15 protein-coding genes are annotated in these 16,844 nt (G+C 71.1%); 8 read left to right on the forward strand and 7 right to left on the reverse strand.

From position 1 onward, the window contains the following. Positions 1–329 precede the first annotated feature (329 nt). From J3486_RS23230 to J3486_RS23240, 3 genes are all read right to left on the reverse strand, one after another. Entirely contained in the window at positions 330–1,598 is a 1,269-nt protein-coding gene (locus J3486_RS23230) for a citrate synthase (RefSeq protein ID WP_229378481.1), read from the reverse strand. 229 nt (positions 1,599–1,827) lie between these two features. Further along, on the reverse strand, positions 1,828–4,095 hold the full coding sequence (locus tag J3486_RS23235; protein ID WP_207823291.1) for an ATP-dependent RecD-like DNA helicase: 2,268 nt from the start codon (positions 4,093–4,095) through the stop codon (positions 1,828–1,830). A 58-nt stretch (positions 4,096–4,153) separates the two neighbouring features. After that, the gene (locus J3486_RS23240; RefSeq protein WP_207823293.1) at positions 4,154–4,552 is read right to left on the reverse strand and encodes an Imm7 family immunity protein; all 399 of its coding nucleotides are present in this window, start codon (positions 4,550–4,552) and stop codon (positions 4,154–4,156) included. A 32-nt stretch (positions 4,553–4,584) separates the two neighbouring features. Between J3486_RS23240 and J3486_RS23245 the strand changes: the two genes are divergently transcribed. The 3 genes from J3486_RS23245 to J3486_RS23255 all read left to right on the forward strand — a co-directional run bounded on the left by J3486_RS23245 (position 4,585) and on the right by J3486_RS23255 (position 6,426). Continuing rightward, positions 4,585–5,367, forward strand: a complete 783-nt coding sequence (locus J3486_RS23245) for a nucleotidyltransferase domain-containing protein (RefSeq protein ID WP_207823295.1) — start codon at positions 4,585–4,587, stop codon at positions 5,365–5,367. 105 nt (positions 5,368–5,472) lie between these two features. Further along, positions 5,473–5,688, forward strand: a complete 216-nt coding sequence (locus tag J3486_RS23250) for a DUF4287 domain-containing protein (RefSeq protein WP_207823297.1) — start codon at positions 5,473–5,475, stop codon at positions 5,686–5,688. A 78-nt stretch (positions 5,689–5,766) separates the two neighbouring features. Continuing rightward, the gene (locus tag J3486_RS23255) at positions 5,767–6,426 is read left to right on the forward strand and encodes a DUF5701 family protein (protein WP_207823299.1); all 660 of its coding nucleotides are present in this window, start codon (positions 5,767–5,769) and stop codon (positions 6,424–6,426) included. A gap of 102 nt (positions 6,427–6,528) precedes the next feature. Here J3486_RS23255 and J3486_RS23260 read toward each other — a convergent pair whose 3' ends face one another. Beyond that, positions 6,529–7,107 (reverse strand): hypothetical protein, encoded by a 579-nt coding sequence (locus tag J3486_RS23260; RefSeq protein ID WP_207823301.1) that lies wholly within the window; start codon positions 7,105–7,107, stop codon positions 6,529–6,531. 263 nt (positions 7,108–7,370) lie between these two features. On the opposite strand from J3486_RS23260, the gene J3486_RS23265 reads away from it, so the two are divergent. Genes J3486_RS23265 through rbsD form a run of 5 tightly spaced genes read left to right on the forward strand, consistent with a single transcriptional unit; the run spans position 7,371 to position 13,333 of the window. Beyond that, entirely contained in the window at positions 7,371–8,384 is a 1,014-nt protein-coding gene (locus J3486_RS23265; RefSeq protein ID WP_207823303.1) for a LacI family DNA-binding transcriptional regulator, read from the forward strand. Positions 8,385–8,425: 41 nt separating this feature from the next. After that, positions 8,426–9,964, forward strand: a complete 1,539-nt coding sequence (locus tag J3486_RS23270) for a sugar ABC transporter ATP-binding protein (RefSeq protein WP_207823305.1) — start codon at positions 8,426–8,428, stop codon at positions 9,962–9,964. After that, positions 9,951–11,897: a substrate-binding domain-containing protein gene (locus J3486_RS23275; protein WP_207823307.1), complete on the forward strand. Its 1,947-nt coding sequence runs from the start codon at positions 9,951–9,953 to the stop codon at positions 11,895–11,897. Before J3486_RS23270 ends, J3486_RS23275 begins: the two co-directional genes overlap by 14 nt. A gap of 57 nt (positions 11,898–11,954) precedes the next feature. After that, entirely contained in the window at positions 11,955–12,947 is a 993-nt protein-coding gene (locus tag J3486_RS23280) for a ribokinase (protein ID WP_207823309.1), read from the forward strand. Beyond that, a complete protein-coding gene (rbsD, locus tag J3486_RS23285; protein WP_207823311.1) occupies positions 12,944–13,333 on the forward strand; it encodes a D-ribose pyranase in 390 nt (129 codons plus the stop codon). Before J3486_RS23280 ends, rbsD begins: the two co-directional genes overlap by 4 nt. Before the next feature lie 261 nt (positions 13,334–13,594). On the opposite strand, the gene J3486_RS23290 is transcribed toward rbsD, so the two are convergent. From J3486_RS23290 to J3486_RS23300, 3 genes are read right to left on the reverse strand one after another with little or no spacing between them, the layout of a single operon-like run. Then, complete coding sequence (locus tag J3486_RS23290; RefSeq protein ID WP_207823572.1) at positions 13,595–14,392, reverse strand: sugar phosphate isomerase/epimerase; 798 nt, start codon at positions 14,390–14,392, stop codon at positions 13,595–13,597. A gap of 44 nt (positions 14,393–14,436) precedes the next feature. Beyond that, positions 14,437–15,594, reverse strand: coding sequence for a dihydrodipicolinate synthase family protein (locus J3486_RS23295; RefSeq protein ID WP_207823314.1), 1,158 nt, complete (start codon positions 15,592–15,594; stop codon positions 14,437–14,439). Further along, on the reverse strand, positions 15,591–16,748 hold the full coding sequence (locus J3486_RS23300; RefSeq protein WP_207823317.1) for a Gfo/Idh/MocA family protein: 1,158 nt from the start codon (positions 16,746–16,748) through the stop codon (positions 15,591–15,593). Before J3486_RS23300 ends, J3486_RS23295 begins: the two co-directional genes overlap by 4 nt. Positions 16,749–16,844 lie beyond the last annotated feature (96 nt).

Here is a 16,844-nt window from a genome sequence, read left to right on the forward strand (position 1 = left end):
ACCCTTTGCAGGTCTCGTGAGTCTAAGGAGGCGATGCAGGAACGTCTTGGGGGGCGTTTTTGTGTCGCGCGGGCCCGTCTTGGGGGACGGACCCGACTGCGTTGGCCGAGGCACGTGCCCCGGGGAGCTTGAGCGGCCCACCCCGTACGTACGTGCTTCGGCGACCGACGCACCCATGAACGCCCGGCCGGATCCCGTGGGGGGAATCCGCACCGGGAAAAGGAAAGCGCCCCGACTGCCGGCCCGTGGGGGGACCGGCAGCGGGGCGCTTTCTCTATGCCCTGCTCCGCTCACCGCCCCGCGTGGGGCGGCTCAGCGAGGGAAACGGCTCAGCGAGCCTCGACCGGCACGAAGTCGCGCTCGACGACGCCCGTGTAGATCTGGCGCGGGCGGCCGATACGGGAGCCCGGCTCCTTGATCATCTCGTGCCACTGGGCGATCCAGCCCGGCAGACGGCCGAGGGCGAACAGGACCGTGAACATCTCGGTCGGGAAGCCCATGGCCCGGTAGATCAGGCCGGTGTAGAAGTCGACGTTCGGGTAGAGCTTGCGCTCGACGAAGTAGTCGTCGGCCAGCGCGTGCTCTTCCAGCTTCAGCGCGATGTCGAGCAGCTCGTCGCTCTTGCCGAGCGCCGAGAGGACGTCGTGCGCCGCCGCCTTGATGATCTTCGCCCGCGGGTCGAAGTTCTTGTAGACGCGGTGCCCGAAGCCCATGAGCTTCACGCCGTCTTCCTTGTTCTTCACCTTGCGGATGAAGGTGTCGACGTCGCCGCCGGAGTTCTGGATGCCTTCCAGCATCTCCAGGACCGACTGGTTGGCGCCACCGTGCAGCGGACCCCACAGCGCGGAGATACCGGCGGAGATCGACGCGAACATGTTGGCCTGCGACGAACCGACCAGACGCACGGTGGACGTCGAGCAGTTCTGCTCGTGGTCCGCGTGCAGGATGAGCAGCTTGTCGAGCGCGGAGACGACGACCGGGTCGAGCTCGTACTCCTGCGCCGGCACGGAGAACGTCATGCGCAGGAAGTTCTCGACGTAGCCGAGGTCGTTGCGCGGGTAGACGAACGGGTGGCCGACCGACTTCTTGTACGCGTAGGCCGCGATCGTCGGAAGCTTGGCGAGCAGGCGGACCGTCGAGAGGTGGCGCTGCTTCTCGTCGAACGGGTTGTGGCTGTCCTGGTAGAAGGTGGACAGCGCCGAGACGACCGACGACAGCATGGCCATCGGGTGGGCGTCGCGCGGGAAGCCCTTGTAGAAGTTCTTGACGTCCTCGTGCAGCAGGGTGTGCTGCGTGATCTCGCTCTTGAACGTGGAGAGCTCGTCGACGGTCGGGAGCTCGCCGTTGATCAGCAGGTACGCCACCTCGACGAAGGAGGAACGCTCGGCCAGCTGCTCGATCGGGTAGCCGCGGTAGCGGAGGATGCCCTCTTCGCCGTCGAGGTAGGTGATCGCGGATTTATAGGCGGCGGTGTTGCCGTATCCGCTGTCGAGGGTCACCAGTCCTGTCTGGGCCCGGAGCTTCCCGATGTCGAAGCCCTTGTCGCCGACGGTGCTGTCGATCACCGGGTAGGTGTACTCGCCATCGCCGTACCGCAGTACTACAGCCTTGTCGTTGTGCTCGCTCACGTCTTGTCCCTCACCGACGTAGTGCCTCTTCTTCGAGGTGCCCTGACTGTCTCTACCATCCCCCACTTGGCCCAGCAGAGTGCACTCGGGGTCGCTCATTGGACCAATTGGCGGCACTCAGTGCCTCCAGCCTGCCCATCCTGCCCCCGATCACCCGGTTCCGGAAGTGCCCTGTGAGGTTTGCGACTCGTTTGATCGATCAAATCTTTTGAAGGGTTGCGCCCGCAAGCCGGAAATCCAGCGCTGTACAGCGTCTACCCGCCGAAACCGTGCGCACGGCCTGCGCCAACGCCTTCCTCGACCCGACCAGCACGACCAGCTTCTTCGCCCGGGTCACGGCGGTGTAGAGCAGGTTGCGCTGGAGCATCATCCAGGCGCTCATGGTGACCGGGATCACCACGCACGGGTACTCACTCCCCTGGGACCGGTGGATCGTGACGGCATAGGCGTGCGCGAGCTCGTCCAGTTCGTCGAACTCGTACTCCACCGACTCGTCCTCGTCGGTCAGGACCGTGAGCTTCTGCTCCTCGGTGTCGAGGGCGGTGACGACGCCCACCGTGCCGTTGAAGACACCGCTCTGTCCCTTCTCGTAGTTGTTCCGAATCTGGGTGACCTTGTCGCCGACGCGGAAGACCCGGCCGCCGAACCGCTTCTCGGGCAGCTCGGGGCGGCCCGGGGTGATGACCTGCTGCAGCAGCCCGTTGAGATTCCCCGCTCCGGCCGGGCCGCGGTGCATGGGGGCCAGTACCTGGACGTCGCGCCGCGGGTCGAGGCCGAACTTGGCCGGAATACGGCGGGCGGCGACATCGACGGTGAGCCGGCCCGCCTCCTCCGTGTCGTCCTCCACGAAGAGAAAGAAGTCGTCGAGCCCCTGGGTCAGGGGCGGGGTGCCGGAATTGATGCGGTGCGCGTTGGTGACGACGCCGGACTGCTGGGCCTGGCGGAAGATGCGGGTGAGACGGACGGCCGGGACGGGGCTGTCCGGCGCCAGCAGGTCGCGCAGCACCTCGCCCGCGCCGACGCTCGGCAACTGGTCCACGTCACCGACGAGGAGCAGATGGGCGCCGGGCGGGACGGCCTTCACCAGCTTGTTGGCGAGCAGCAGATCCAGCATGGACGCCTCGTCGACCACGACCAGGTCGGCGTCGAGCGGCCGGTCCTTGTCGTACGCGGCGTCGCCGCCCGGCTTGAGTTCGAGCAGCCGGTGGACGGTGGAGGCCTCCGCCCCGGTCAGCTCGGCGAGCCGCTTGGCGGCGCGCCCGGTGGGAGCGGCGAGGACGACCTTCGCCTTCTTGGCGCGGGCCAGCTCCACGATCGACCGCACGGTGAACGACTTGCCGCAGCCGGGACCGCCGGTGAGCACGGCGACCTTCTTCGTCAGGGCGAGCCGGACGGCCTCCTCCTGCTCGGGCGCGAGGCTCGCCCCCGTCCGGTCGGCGAGCCAGGCCAGCGCCTTGTCCCAGGCCACGTCCCGGAAGGCGGACAGCCGGTCGTCGTCCGTGCGCAGCAGGCGCAGCAGTTGGGCGCAGAGCGAGAGCTCGGCCCGGTGGAAGGGGACGAGGTAGATCGCGGTGACCGGCTCCCCGTGCTCGCCGGGGACCTGCTCGCGCACCACCCCCGGCTCGCCGCTCTCCTCGTCGGGCAGGGTCAGCTCGGCGAGGCACTCGATGACGAGCCCCGTGTCCACCTGGAGCAGCTTCACCGCGTCGGCGATGAGCCGCTCCTCCGGAAGGAAGCAGTGCCCCTGGTCGGTGGATTGCGAAAGGGCGTACTGCAGACCGGCCTTGACGCGCTCGGGGCTGTCGTGCGGGATGCCGACGGCCTGCGCGATGCGGTCGGCGGTCAGGAAGCCGATGCCCCACACGTCGGCGGCGAGCCGGTACGGCCGGTTCTTCACGACGCCGATCGAGGCGTCCCCGTACTTCTTGTAGATACGGACGGCGATGGAGGTCGACACACCCACCGACTGGAGGAAGACCATGACCTCCTTGATGGCCTTCTGCTCCTCCCACGCGTCGGCGATCTTCTTGGTGCGCTTCGGGCCGAGCCCCGGCACCTCGATCAGCCGCTTCGGCTCCTGCTCGATGATGTCGAGGGTGTCGAGCCCGAAATGCTGGGTGATGCGGTCGGCGAAGACCGGTCCGATGCCTTTGACCAGGCCCGATCCGAGGTAGCGGCGGATGCCCTGAATGGTGGCGGGCAGCACCGTCGTGTAGTTCTCCACGGTGAACTGCTTGCCGTACTGCGGATGGGAGCCCCAGCGGCCCTCCATCCGCAGCGACTCCCCCGCCTGCGCCCCGAGCAGCGAGCCGACGACGGTCAGCAGATCGCCGGCGCCTCTGCCGGTGTCCACGCGCGCGACCGTGTACCCGGTCTCCTCGTTCGCGTATGTGATCCGCTCGAGGACCCCCTCCAGCACCGCCATGGGGCGCGCCCCCGCCGCTTGCTCCGTCTGCCCCTTCGCCATGATCCGACGGTAGCGGTGCGCACTGACAGCGCGGGAGGGGCCGGGGAGCGCGAGCGGCTCAGGCGTCCTCGACCACGGGGACGCACGGGGACAGCAGTGGCTCGGTGTGCCGGGTGAGGGTGCCGCGGGCGAGGCGGAGCACGCGGAGCTCGTTCGCGTGCTCCGGGTCCTCGTCGTCGCGCAGGTGCAGCAGCCCGTACGCGCCCGGGGCGACGGCCGCGACCTGCTCGTACAGGGCGACGACGTCCGCCTCGGAACCTGCGGGCGGGCGGTGGTTGGTGTGGCCACCGACATGGAGAAACGCCTCGCCGTTCAACCAGCGCAGGTCCGCGAGGTACGGGCTGCCCAACCCGTCGACGCGGGACCGGAGTTCGTCGACGACGCGGGGCAGTCCCGTCTCGTCGGCGTCGGCCTCCGGGCTCTGCCTCAGGGTGATCCAGCCGTGGTACTCGAACATGCCGCCCCCCGCCGTGAACGTAGAGTTCCAGCATGAACGATCCCGCTCCTCAGATCACGGTCCCGGTGAGTGTGCGGCGTGTGCTGCCCGATCTGCTGGCGGCGGTGGCGGCGGTGGCCGGGGAGCGGCTCGTCGGGGTGTGGCTGTACGGGTCGGCGGCCACGGGCACCTTCGACCGCGGGGTCAGCGACATCGACGTACTCATCGGGGTGGAGGGCGAACTCGATCTGGACGCGGGCGCGTTGGCGGCCGCCCACGCGCGCGTGCTGCGGGCGCATCCCGGGTTCAACGACCGGCTCGACGTGACCTGGGCGCCGGCCGCCGCCCTGGCCGGCGGGCTGCTCCAGCCGCTCTTCGCGGTCTCCCCGGGCGAGCCGCTGCACACGGTGCGGGTGACTCCGGCGTGGGCGCTGACGCGAGCCCTCGTGCGGGAGACAGGGCTGACGCTGCAGGGGCGGCCGGCCCGGGAGGCGCTGGCCCCGGTGGGCGGGCAGGAGCTGCGGCGGGCGCTCGTCGACTCGGTCGCGGGGCTGCGGAATCGGGCCCCTCAGGTGCGCCATCGGGGCGGTCACGCGTATGTGGCGCTCACCGCGTGCCGGACCCTGCGCACCCTGACGACGGGCGAGCTCGTGGACAAGGGGGAGGCCGCGCGCTGGACGGCCGAGCGGTGGCCCCGGATGCGGCCCCTGCTGGAGTCCGCGCTCGTGTGGCGACGGACGCAGGCGGTGCGGGACGAGACGCCGCTGCCGGAGGAACTGGCGGCCCTGATGCGCGAGTTGCTGGATCTCACGGCGGCCGCGGCGCTGCCCGAGTGACGCGGGTCACAGGCGGAATCCGATGAGCTCGGCCCCGCCGCCCCGTCTTCATCGGTGAATCGCCTGACGCACGCCGCGCCGCGCCGCACAGAACAGGACGCCACCATGACCGCACCCGTCAAGGGCCCCGCCGCGTACTTCCCCTCCATCGAGAAGAAGTACGGGCAGCCGATCTCGTACTGGCAGGACCTCGTCCGCTCCTGGCTGCCGGCCAAGCACATGGAGCTGGTGGGTCGGCTCAAGACCGAGCACGGCCTGGGGCACGGGCACGCCAACGCGCTGGTGGCGCACACGCTCGCGGAGCCGCGCCAGGGGCGGTGATTGGGACTCAGGGAACTCACAGGAACGGCGCGGCGTTGTGGTCGTGTCCCCCGCCCGCTCCGCGCCCCAGGGAGATCCATGTCCGACATCGCACCGGCCCGCGCCCTGCTCCCGCTGCCGTCCCCGACCGCCCAGGCCGAGCGTCTCGTGGAGCTCGGGGTCCACGAGATCGCGGGGCTCGACGCCGCCGAGCTGCGCGCCTTCGCCGAGGAGGCCGAGGGCGCGGGTGAACGGGACGTGCTGCTCACCGTCCACCCGGACCGTGCCCCCGCCTCGGCGCTCGCGCCGCTGCTGCGCCGCGGGGACAAGGCCGGGTTCGTGGTCGTCGACATGACGGACGTCGACGACTTCGCACCGCTGGACGGGCTCACCGTCCCCGACGGGCCGCTCCACCTGCTCTCCGCGGTGGACCGTGGCGACGACATGGCCGACTGGAGCCCGGACGAGGCGCTGCCCGCCCTCGCCAAGCGGGGCCGCACCCCGCTGCTGCTCACCGAGGGCATCCACTGGGTGCTCCAGCAGCCCGCGGCCCTGGAGCGCAACCACTGCTTCATGGCCATCGGCTCCCGGCTGCGCAAGGCCGACGGCTCGCTGGACGCCCGCACCCCGGCGATCTGGATCAGCAACGGCACGGGCCGCGACGGCCGCGAGCGCCGCGACGCTCCGAAGGTCGGCTGGTGCTGGGCCGGCAACCGGCACACCTGGCTCGGGTTCGGCTCGGCGGCGGGGCGGGCCTGAGCCTCGGCGGCACGGGGCGGTGCCCGCCCGCCGCCCCGCCCGGCGCCGGGCGGCCGGGCCCGGCCGCGGGTGCGAGCAGCCCCCGAAGGGGCCGCGGGGCGCCTACAGGCCGCCCATCGGCTCCGGATCCACCCGCACCGGCGTCCCCCACACCCGCACCACCTCGTAGTCCGTGAACTCGTGGACCAGTCGGTACGCCATCGCCGCGTCCGGGCGGCGGCGCTGGGCCGCCAGGTACAGGTCCGCCTCGCGGCGGTCGTGGCGAGGGGTGCCGCAGAGCTGCCACACCTGCCCGTTCCACATCTCCGGGATCCAGCGCTGCTGGGGCTGGGGGCGGTCCTCGCGCGTGCCGTAGCGGGAGAGCACCGGGGCTTCCGGGGAGGCCGGGCGCGGGCCCCCGTAGTCACCGGAGATCTCGGAGCGGCGGGCCTTGCGGCGGCGGGTCTCGCAGAGCAGGCACAGGTCGGGAGCGGACTTCTCCACCGGCCCGTACGGATGCTCCTTGCAGCGGGTCGTCGGCTTCTGGCCCGTCGTCGCGTCGTCCAGCTGGCCGAGGGCGCGCGTCAGGTCGTCGCGCACCTCGTGCAGCACGTCGTCCGGGGTGTCCGCGGTGAGCTTCTCGCCGTGCTCCCCGAGCACGCGCAGGGTGCGGCCCAATGCGGTGAGCTGCGCGTGGTTCACGATCTGTGCTCCCTGTTGTCCGAGACGTCTCAGCGGGGCGGGGGAAGGAGAGGTGCGGGAACGCACCTCTCCTTCCCCCGCCCCGCTCAGCTTGCGGTTTCCACCATCGCACGCCCCACCGACAACTCCCCCACTCCCATCACGATCGGGTCACGAGAAGCGGAACCCCCCTTGCCAGCACCTCATGTAATCGATTCCAATCACTCGCACCAGTAGATGTAATCGATTCCATGCAGTCGTACGCCACAAGGAGGTGGCCTGTGATGTCTGCGAACGCGAGCATCAAGGACGTCGCGGCCGCGGCCGGGGTCTCCGTCGCCACGGTCTCCCGTGTCCTCAACAGCCATCCGTCCGTGAGCCCGGACGCCCGTACCCGCGTGCTGGCCGCGGTGGAGTCGCTGGGCTACCGGCCCAACGCCGTCGCCCGGTCCCTGCGCACCGACCAGACCCGCACCCTGGGCCTCGTCATCAGCGACGTGCTCAATCCGTACTTCACCGAGCTCGCCCGCTCCGTGGAGGAGGCGGCGCGCGGCCTCGGATACAGCGTGATCATCGGGAACGCCGACGAGCAGCCGGGCCTCCAGGACCACCACGTCCAGAACCTGCTCGACCGGCGCATCGACGGGCTGCTGGTCTCCCCGACCGACGGCGGCTCCCCGCTGATGCTGGACGCCGCGCGTTCCGGCACCCCGATGGTCTTCGTCGACCGGTGGATCCCGGGCGTGGACGTGCCGGTGGTGCGTTCCGACGGGCGCGGGGCCGTACGGGACCTCGTCGCGCATCTGCACCGGCTCGGGCACCGCCGGCTCGCCATCATCGCGGGCCCGGCGGCCACCACCACCGGCAGCGAGCGCGTCGACGCGTTCCGGGAGGCACTCGCCTCGTACGAGATCGAGCTGCCGGACGCGTACATCGGGCAGGGCGACTTCCAGGCGGAGAGCGGGCGCCGGGCGACCGAGGGGTTCCTCGACCTTCCCGAGCCGCCCCAGGTCGTCTTCGCCGCCGACAACCTGATGGCGCTGGGCGCGCTGGACGCGATCCGCGCGCGCGGGCTGCGCGTTCCGGACGACATCGCGCTCGCCGCCTTCGACGACATCCGCTGGTTCGTGCACACCGATCCGCCGATCACGGCGATCGCCCAGCCGACCAAGGAACTGGGGCGGGCCGCGGTGCGGGCCCTCGTGGACCGCATCGAGGGACGTGCGCCGGACTCGGTCACGCTCCCCGCCCATCTGGTCGTCCGCCGCTCCTGCGGCGCCCCCCTCCACCAGCCCTGAAAACCCCCACCACCGCGTACCTCAATGGAGAGGAGCAACGCATGAGCAGCTCGGACGAGTTGCTGCGTATCGAAGGGATACGGAAGACCTTCCCCGGGGTCGTCGCGCTCGACAGCGTCGACTTCGATCTGCGCCGCGGGGAGGTGCACGTCCTGCTCGGTGAGAACGGGGCCGGCAAGAGCACGCTGATCAAGATGCTCTCCGGCGCCTACACCCCCGACGAGGGCCGCATCACCGTCGGCGGCGAGCAGGTCCGTATCCACGGTGCGCAGGACGCCGAACGGCTCGGCATCGCGACGATCTATCAGGAGTTCAACCTCGTTCCTGATCTGACCGTCGCCGAGAACATCTTCCTGGGGCGCCAGCCGCGCCGCTTCGGTCTCGTCGACCGCAAGAAGATGGAGGCCGACGCCGCAGCGCTCCTCGCGCGCGTGGGCGTGAACGTGTCGCCACGCGCGCGTGTCCGTGAACTCGGCATCGCCCGCCTCCAGATGGTGGAGATCGCCAAGGCGCTCAGCCTGGACGCGCGCGTGCTCATCATGGACGAACCGACCGCCGTGCTGACCTCCGAGGAGGTCGACAAGCTGTTCGCCATCGTGCGGGCGCTGCGCGAGGACGGGGTCGGCATCGTCTTCATCACCCACCACCTCGAAGAGATCGCCGCCCTCGGTGACCGCGTCACCGTCATCCGCGACGGCCGCAGCGTCGGGCAGGTGCCCGCCGCCACCCCCGAGGACGAGCTCGTACGGCTCATGGTGGGGCGGTCGATCGAGCAGCAGTACCCGCGGGAGCGGCCGGCCACCGGAAGCGCGTTGCTGAAGGTGGAAGGGCTCACGCGCGACGGCGTCTTCCAGGACGTGTCGTTCGAGGTGCGGGCCGGTGAGGTCGTCGGCATCGCCGGGCTCGTCGGCGCCGGGCGCACCGAGGTCGTGCGGGCCGTCTTCGGGGCCGATCCGTACGACAAGGGGTCCGTCGAGGTCGCGGGGGCCCGCGTCCCCCGGCACGACGTGAACGCCGCCATGGCCGCGGGGGTCGGGCTCGTGCCCGAGGACCGCAAGGGGCAGGGGCTCGTCCTCGACCAGTCGGTGGAGGAGAACCTGGGGCTCGTGACGCTGCGCGCCGCGACCCGTGCCGGGTTCGTGGACCGGCAGGGGCAGCACACCGCCGCCGAGCGCATCGCCTCCCAACTGGGCGTCCGCATGGCCGGGTTGGGGCAGCACGTGCGCACCCTGTCCGGCGGCAACCAGCAGAAGGTCGTCATCGGCAAGTGGCTGCTCGCCGACATCAAGGTGCTGATCCTCGACGAGCCGACGCGCGGCATCGACGTCGGCGCCAAGGTCGAGATCTACCAGCTCATCAACGAGCTGACCGCCGCCGGGCACGCCGTCCTCATGATCTCCAGCGATCTGCCCGAGGTGCTCGGGATGAGTGACCGCGTCCTGGTGATGGCGCAGGGCCGCATCGCCGGTGAGCTGGACGCCGCCGACGCCACCCAGGACTCCGTGATGGCGCTCGCCGTCAGCACCAGCACCCCCACCTCTGAGAAGACCGACAAGGAGGCCGGCCGTGGCCGCCACTGACACGCTCAAGAACGACTCGGGCACCGGTGGTGCCACGTCGCTGCGCAAGCTGCTCCTCGACAACGGCGCGCTGACCGCGCTGATCGTCCTCGTCATCGCCCTGTCGGCGCTGTCCGGGGACTTCCTGACCACCGACAACCTGCTCAACATCGGTGTCCAGGCGGCCGTGACCGCCATCCTCGCCTTCGGTGTCACCTTCGTGATCGTCGCGGCGGGCATCGACCTGTCGGTCGGTTCGGTGGCCGCGCTCTCGGCGACCGTGCTCGCGTGGAGCGCCACGCAAGCCGGGGTGCCGGTCGTCCTCGCGGTCGTCCTCGCCGTCGCGACCGGCATCGTGGCCGGTCTCGTGAACGGGTTCCTCATCGCGTACGGGAAGCTGCCGCCGTTCATCGCGACGCTCGCGATGCTGTCGGTGGGCCGCGGTCTGGCGCTGGTGATCTCGGACGGTTCGCCGATCCCGTTCCCCGACTCGGTCTCGCACCTCGGTGACACGCTCGGCGGCTGGCTGCCGGTGCCGGTCCTGGTGATGGTCGTGATGGGCCTGATCGCCGCCGTGATCCTCGGCCGTACGTACATCGGCCGCGCCATGTACGCGATCGGCGGCAACGAGGAGGCCGCGCGCCTGTCCGGGCTGCGCGTGAAGAAGCAGAAGCTCGTCATCTACGCCCTGTCCGGCCTGTTCGCCGCCGCCGCGGGCATCGTGCTGGCCTCCCGGCTCTCCTCGGCGCAGCCGCAGGCCGCCGACGGGTACGAGCTCGACGCCATCGCCGCCGTCGTCATCGGCGGTGCCTCGCTGGCCGGCGGTACGGGCAAGGCGTCCGGCACGCTCATCGGCGCGCTGATCCTCGCCGTGCTCCGCAACGGCCTCAACCTCCTGTCCGTGTCCGCCTTCTGGCAGCAGGTCGTCATCGGCGTCGTCATCGCGCTCGCCGTCCTCCTCGACACGCTGCGCCGCAAGGCCGGTGCCTCTCCGGTGTCCGGCGGTGGCGGCGGCAGCAAGGGCAGGCAGGCCGCCACGTACGGGCTCGCGGCGGTCGTCACCGTCGCCGTCGTCGGCGCCACCTCCTTCCTGCACGGCGGTTCGTCGGCGTCCGACAAGCCGAAGGTGGGCCTGTCGCTGTCCACGCTCAACAACCCGTTCTTCGTGCAGATCCGGGCCGGCGCCCAGGCCGAGGCCAAGAAGCTCGGCGTGGACCTGACCGTCACCGACGCGCAGAACGACGCCTCGCAGCAGGCCAACCAGATGCAGAACTTCACCAGTTCGAGCCTGGACGCGATCGTGCTCAACCCGGTCGACTCGGCCGCCGCGAGCAACTCGGTGGCCGCCGCGAACAAGGCCGGCATGCCGGTCGTCGCCGTCGACCGCGGGGTGGAGAAGGGCAAGGTCGCCACGCTCGTCGCCTCCGACAACGTCGCGGGCGGTGAGCTCTCCGCCAAGACCATGGCCGAGAAGCTGGGCGGCAAGGGCAAGATCGTCATCCTCCAGGGCCAGGCCGGTACGTCCGCCGCCCGGGAGCGCGCGGCCGGGTTCGAGAAGGGCCTCAAGCAGTACCCGGGCATCAAGGTCGTCGCCGAGCAGCCCGCCGACTTCGACCGCACCAAGGGCCTCGACGTGATGTCGAACCTGCTCCAGGCGCACCCGGACGTCCAGGGCGTCATCGCCGCCAACGACGAGATGGCGCTCGGCGCGATCAAGGCGCTCGGCTCCAAGGCCGGCACGTCGGTGCCGGTGATCGGCTTCGACGGCGAGGCCGACGGCATCAAGGCGGTGAAGGCGGGCACGATGTACGCCTCGGTGGCGCAGCAGCCGCGCGAGCTCGGTGAGATCGCCGTGCAGAACGCGGTGCAGGCGGCCGAGGGCAAGCGGATCGCCCCGGCGGTGAAGGTGCCGGTGAAGGTCGTGACCTCGAAGAACGCCGCCGACTTCGAGTGACCCGGGTGTCGGTGACGCCCCGTACCCTCTGCGGTGACCTACGAAGAAAGGCTGAGCATGAGCACGTATGACCTCCTTGTCGTGGGGTCGGCCAACGCCGACCTGGTGGTGGGCGTCGACCGGCGCCCCGGCGCCGGGGAGACCGTCCTCGGCTCCGACCTGGTGGTCCACCCGGGCGGCAAGGGCGCCAACCAGGCGGTCGCCGCGGCCCGGCTGGGCGCGCGCACCGCGCTGCTCGCGCGGGTCGGCGACGACGGGCACGGGCGGCTGCTGCGCGACTCGATGGAGTCCGCCGGGGTGGACACCTCCGGCGTGCTGGTCGGCGGGGCGCCCACGGGCGTCGCGCTGATCACCGTGGACCCGTCGGGCGACAACTCGATCGTGGTGTCGCCGGGGGCGAACGGGCGGCTGACGCCCGAGGACGTCCGGGCGGCGGGCGAGCTGTTCGCCGGCGCCGAGGTCGTCTCGGTGATGCTGGAGATCCCGCTGGAGTCCGTCGCCGAGGTCGCGCGGTCGGTCGCCGACGGGGCACGCCTTGTGCTGAACCCGTCGCCGCCCGCGCCGCTGCCGGACGAGGTCCTCGCGGTCTGCGACCCGCTGATCGTGAACGAGCACGAGGCGAAGGTCATTCTCGGTACGGAGCTCAAGGCGTCCCCCGAGGAGTGGGCCGGGCAGCTGCTCGCGCTCGGCCCGCGCTCGGTCGTCGTCACGCTGGGCTCCGAGGGTGCGCTGGTCGCGGACGCGCAGGGCACGCAGCGGGTGGCGCCCGTGAAGGTGAAGGCCGTCGACACGACCGGTGCGGGTGACGCGTTCACGGCGGCGCTCGGCTGGCGGCTCGGTGCCGGTGAGTCGCTCGCCGACGCGGCGGCGTACGCGGCCCGGGTCGGCGCCGCCGCCGTCACCAAGGAGGGCGCGCAGGCCTCGTACCCCACCGCCGAAGAGGTCGCCGCCCTGTGCTGTGCCTCTCCGGGGGACAACCCCCGGACCCCCGGCCGGAAGAACGAGGGCGCCACGACGGGCGGCGATGAGGAGCAAGGTCCCCTCCTGTGAAGCGAGCCGGAATACTCAACCGCCATCTGGCGGGCGCCCTCGCCGAGTTGGGGCACGGGGACGGGGTCCTCGTGTGCGACGCGGGGATGCCGGTGCCGGCCGGGCCGCGCGTCGTCGACCTGGCGTTCCGTGCCGGGGTGCCGTCGTTCGCCGAGGTCCTCGACGGACTCCTCGACGAACTGGTCGTGGAGGCGGGGACCGCGGCCGAAGAGGTGCGCGCGGCGAACCCGGAGGCGGCCGGGCTGCTCGCGGCCCGCGTCCCGGGCCTCTCACACGTCCCGCACGAGGAGCTGAAGGCGCTGTCGGCGTCGGCGAAGCTCGTCGTACGGACCGGGGAGGCGCGGCCGTTCGCCAATGTGCTGCTGCGGTGCGGGGTGTTCTTCTGACCCGTACGGTCATCCGAAACCGACGAGGGGCCCGGTCCGCGGACCGGGCCCCTCGGGCCTTCCCCCTCCTGCGCCGGAACCCCTCGATCCCCCCAGATCTCCCCCCTCCAGGGTTCCGACGCAAGATACGACCGTCATGGAGCGGCAAAGGTTGCACGCGGTTGCCGAGATTTCTTGCCCGAGGGGCAACGGCCGGGAGCGCGAGGCGCACAAGGGGCGCAAGTCCGACCACTTGCGCCCCCGTGCGTCCCTGACGGAGGCTCACACCGCGTGACGTGTGAACCTCTCGGCGGTCTCCGCGAGCACCTCACGGCCGTCGCGCGCCCACAGGCCGTCGTTGAACAGCTCGACCTCGATGGGCCCGGTGTAGCCCTGCTTCTCCACGAGGCCGCGCCAGTGGCGCATGTCGATCGCGCCGTCGCCGATCTGGCCGCGGCCGTTGAGGACGCCCTCGGGCAACGGCGTGGTCCAGTCGGCGAGTTGGAACGTGGCGATCCGGCCCTGGGCGCCGGCCCGCGCGATCTGCGCGGGCGCCTGGTCGTCCCACCAGATGTGGTACGTGTCCACGCAGACGCCGACCTGTTCGGCGGGGAACCGCTCGGCGATGTCCAGGGCCTGGGCCAGCGTCGACACCACGCAGCGGTCGGCCGCGTACATCGGGTGCAGCGGCTCGATCGCCAGCTTCACACCGCGCTCGGCGGCGTACGGGGCGAGCACACCGATACCTTCGGCGATCCGCTCCCGCGCGCCCGCCAGGTCGTACGAGCCGGCGGGCAGGCCGCCGGAGACCAGGACGAGGACGTCCGTGCCGAGGGTGACGGCTTCGTCGACGGCCCGCTTGTTGTCCTCGATCGCGGCGGCACGCTCGGCCTCGTCGATCGCGGTGAGGAAGCCGCCGCGGCAGTGCGTGGTGACGTTCAGGCCCGCGTCGCGCAGCAGCGCGGCCGCCTTCTCGACGCCGTACGCCTGGACGGGCTCGCGCCACGTACCGACGTGACGGACCCCCAACTCGGCGCACGCCGCGACGAGTTCGGGCAGACTGAGCTGTTTGACCGTCATCTGGTTGATGGAGAACAGCGGATCGGCCGCGAAAGAGGGGGTCGTCACTTGATCACTCCGTACAGGGCGAGCAGCTGCTTCATCCGGGTCTCGGCCAGCTCCGGGCTCGGGAACAGGCCGAGGGAGTCGGCGAGTTCGTAGGCGCGCGCGAGGTGCGGCAGCGAGCGCGCCGACTGGAGGCCGCCGACCATCGTGAAGTGCTCCTGGTGGCCGGAGAGCCAGGCCAGGAAGACGACACCGGTCTTGTAGAAGCGGGTCGGCGCCCGGAACAGGTGCCGCGACAACTCGACCGTGGGGTCGAGGAGTTCACGGAACCCCTGCACGTCGCCGGTGTCCAGGACCCGGACGGCCTGCGCGGCGAGCGGGCCCAGCGGGTCGAAGATGCCGAGCAGGGCGTGGCTGAATCCGCGGTCGTCGCCCGCGATCAGCTCGGGGTAGTTGAAGTCGTCGCCGGTGTAGCAGCGCACGCCCTGTGGCAGGCGGCGGCGCAGGTCGACCTCGCGCTGGGCGTCCAGGAGCGAGACCTTGATGCCGTCGACCTTGTCCGGGTGCGCGGCGATGACCTCCAGGAAGGTCTCGGTCGCGGCGTCCAGATCGCTGGAGCCCCAGTAGCCCTCCAGGGCCGGGTCGAACATCGGGCCGAGCCAGTGCAGGACGACCGGCTCGGCGGCCTGGCGCAGCAGGTGGCCGTAGACGTCGAGGTAGTCCTCGGGGCCCTGCGCGACGGCGGCGAGGGCGCGGGACGCCATGAGGATGGCCTGGGCGCCGACGCCCTCGACGAGCGCGAGCTGCTCCTCGTACGCGGCCTTGACCTCGGCCAGATCCTTGGCGGGGGCGGTGAGTTGATCGGTGCCGACGCCGCAGGCGATGAGCCCGCCGACGGCCTGCGCCTCGGCCGCCGACCGCTTGATCAGCTCGGCGGCCCCGGCCCAGTCCAGGCCCATGCCGCGCTGCGCGGTGTCCATCGCCTCGGCGACCCCGAGGCCGTGCGACCACAGGTGGCGGCGGAAGGCGAGGGTGGCGTCCCAGTCGACGGCGGCCGGCGAGTCGGGGGTGGTGTCGGCGAACGGGTCGGCGACGACGTGGGCGGCGGAGAAGACGACACGGGAGGCGAGCGGAGCGCCGGTGTCGAAGGCGAGGGGCTCGGCGCGCGGCTCGTACGCCCTCAACTCGCCGCCCGCGGACGGAAGATGGATGGTCACAGCGAGATCTCCGGAACGTCGAGGCGGCGGCCCTCGGCCGACGACTTCAGGCCCAGCTCGGCCATCTGCACACCACGGGCGCCGGCGAGCAGGTCCCAGTGGTAGTCGGCGCCCGCGAACACGTGCTTGAGGAACAGCTCCCACTGGACCTTGAAGCCGTTGTCGAACTCGGTGTTGTCCGGGACCTCCTGCCACTGGTCGCGGAACGAGTAGGTCGCCGGGAGGTCCGGGTTCCAGACGGGCTTGGGGGTGGCGCTGCGGTGCTGGACGCGGCAGTTGCGCAGGCCCGCGACGGCGGAGCCCTCGGTGCCGTCGACCTGGAACTCGACCAGCTCGTCGCGGTTGACGCGCACGTCCCAGCTCGAATTGATCTGGGCGACGATGCCGCCCTCGATCTCGAAGATGCCGTACGCGGAGTCGTCGGCGGTGGCGTCGTAGGGCTTGCCGTGCTCGTCCCAGCGGGTCGGCACGTGGGTGGTGGCCAGCGCGTTCACCGAGGTCACGCGGCCGAACAGCTCGTGCAGGACGTACTCCCAGTGCGGGAACATGTCGACGACGATGCCGCCGCCGTCCTCGGAGCGGTAGTTCCAGGAGGGGCGCTGGGCCTCCTGCCAGTCACCTTCGAAGACCCAGTAGCCGAACTCGCCGCGGACGGAGAGGATCCGGCCGAAGAAGCCGCCGTCGATGAGCCGCTTCAGCTTGAGGAGCCCCGGCAGGAACAGCTTGTCCTGAACGACACCGGACTTGACGCCGGCCTCGCGCGCGAGCCGGGCCAGCTCGATCGCGCCCTCCAGGCCGGTGGCGGTCGGCTTCTCGGTGTAGATGTGCTTCCCGGCGGCGATCGCCTTCTTCAGGACCTCCTCGCGGCCGGAGGTCATGGCGGCGTCGAAGAAGATGTCGATCGAGTCGTCGGCGAGGACGGCGTCCACATCGGTGGAGATGTTCGCCTCGTCCAGACCGTGCTTCTCGGCGAGCGCCTTCAGGGCGTGCTCGCGGCGGCCGACCAGGACCGGCTCGGGCCACAGGACCGTGCCGTCGCCCAGGTCGAGTCCGCCCTGCTCGCGCAGCGCGAGGATGGAGCGGACGAGGTGCTGGCGGTAGCCCATGCGCCCCGTCACACCGTTCATGGCGATGCGCACCGTCTTGCGTGTCACGTGAGTCCCTTCGTCCAGCTTTCCCGGCTCCCGAGGCGTGCGGCGACCGGGCCCGGCGTACGCGAAACAGCGCCTGCGGATGTTCGATATCCCGTA

The sequence above is a fragment of the Streptomyces sp. VRA16 Mangrove soil genome, from assembly GCF_017377775.1.
Taxonomy (GTDB): domain Bacteria; phylum Actinomycetota; class Actinomycetes; order Streptomycetales; family Streptomycetaceae; genus Streptomyces.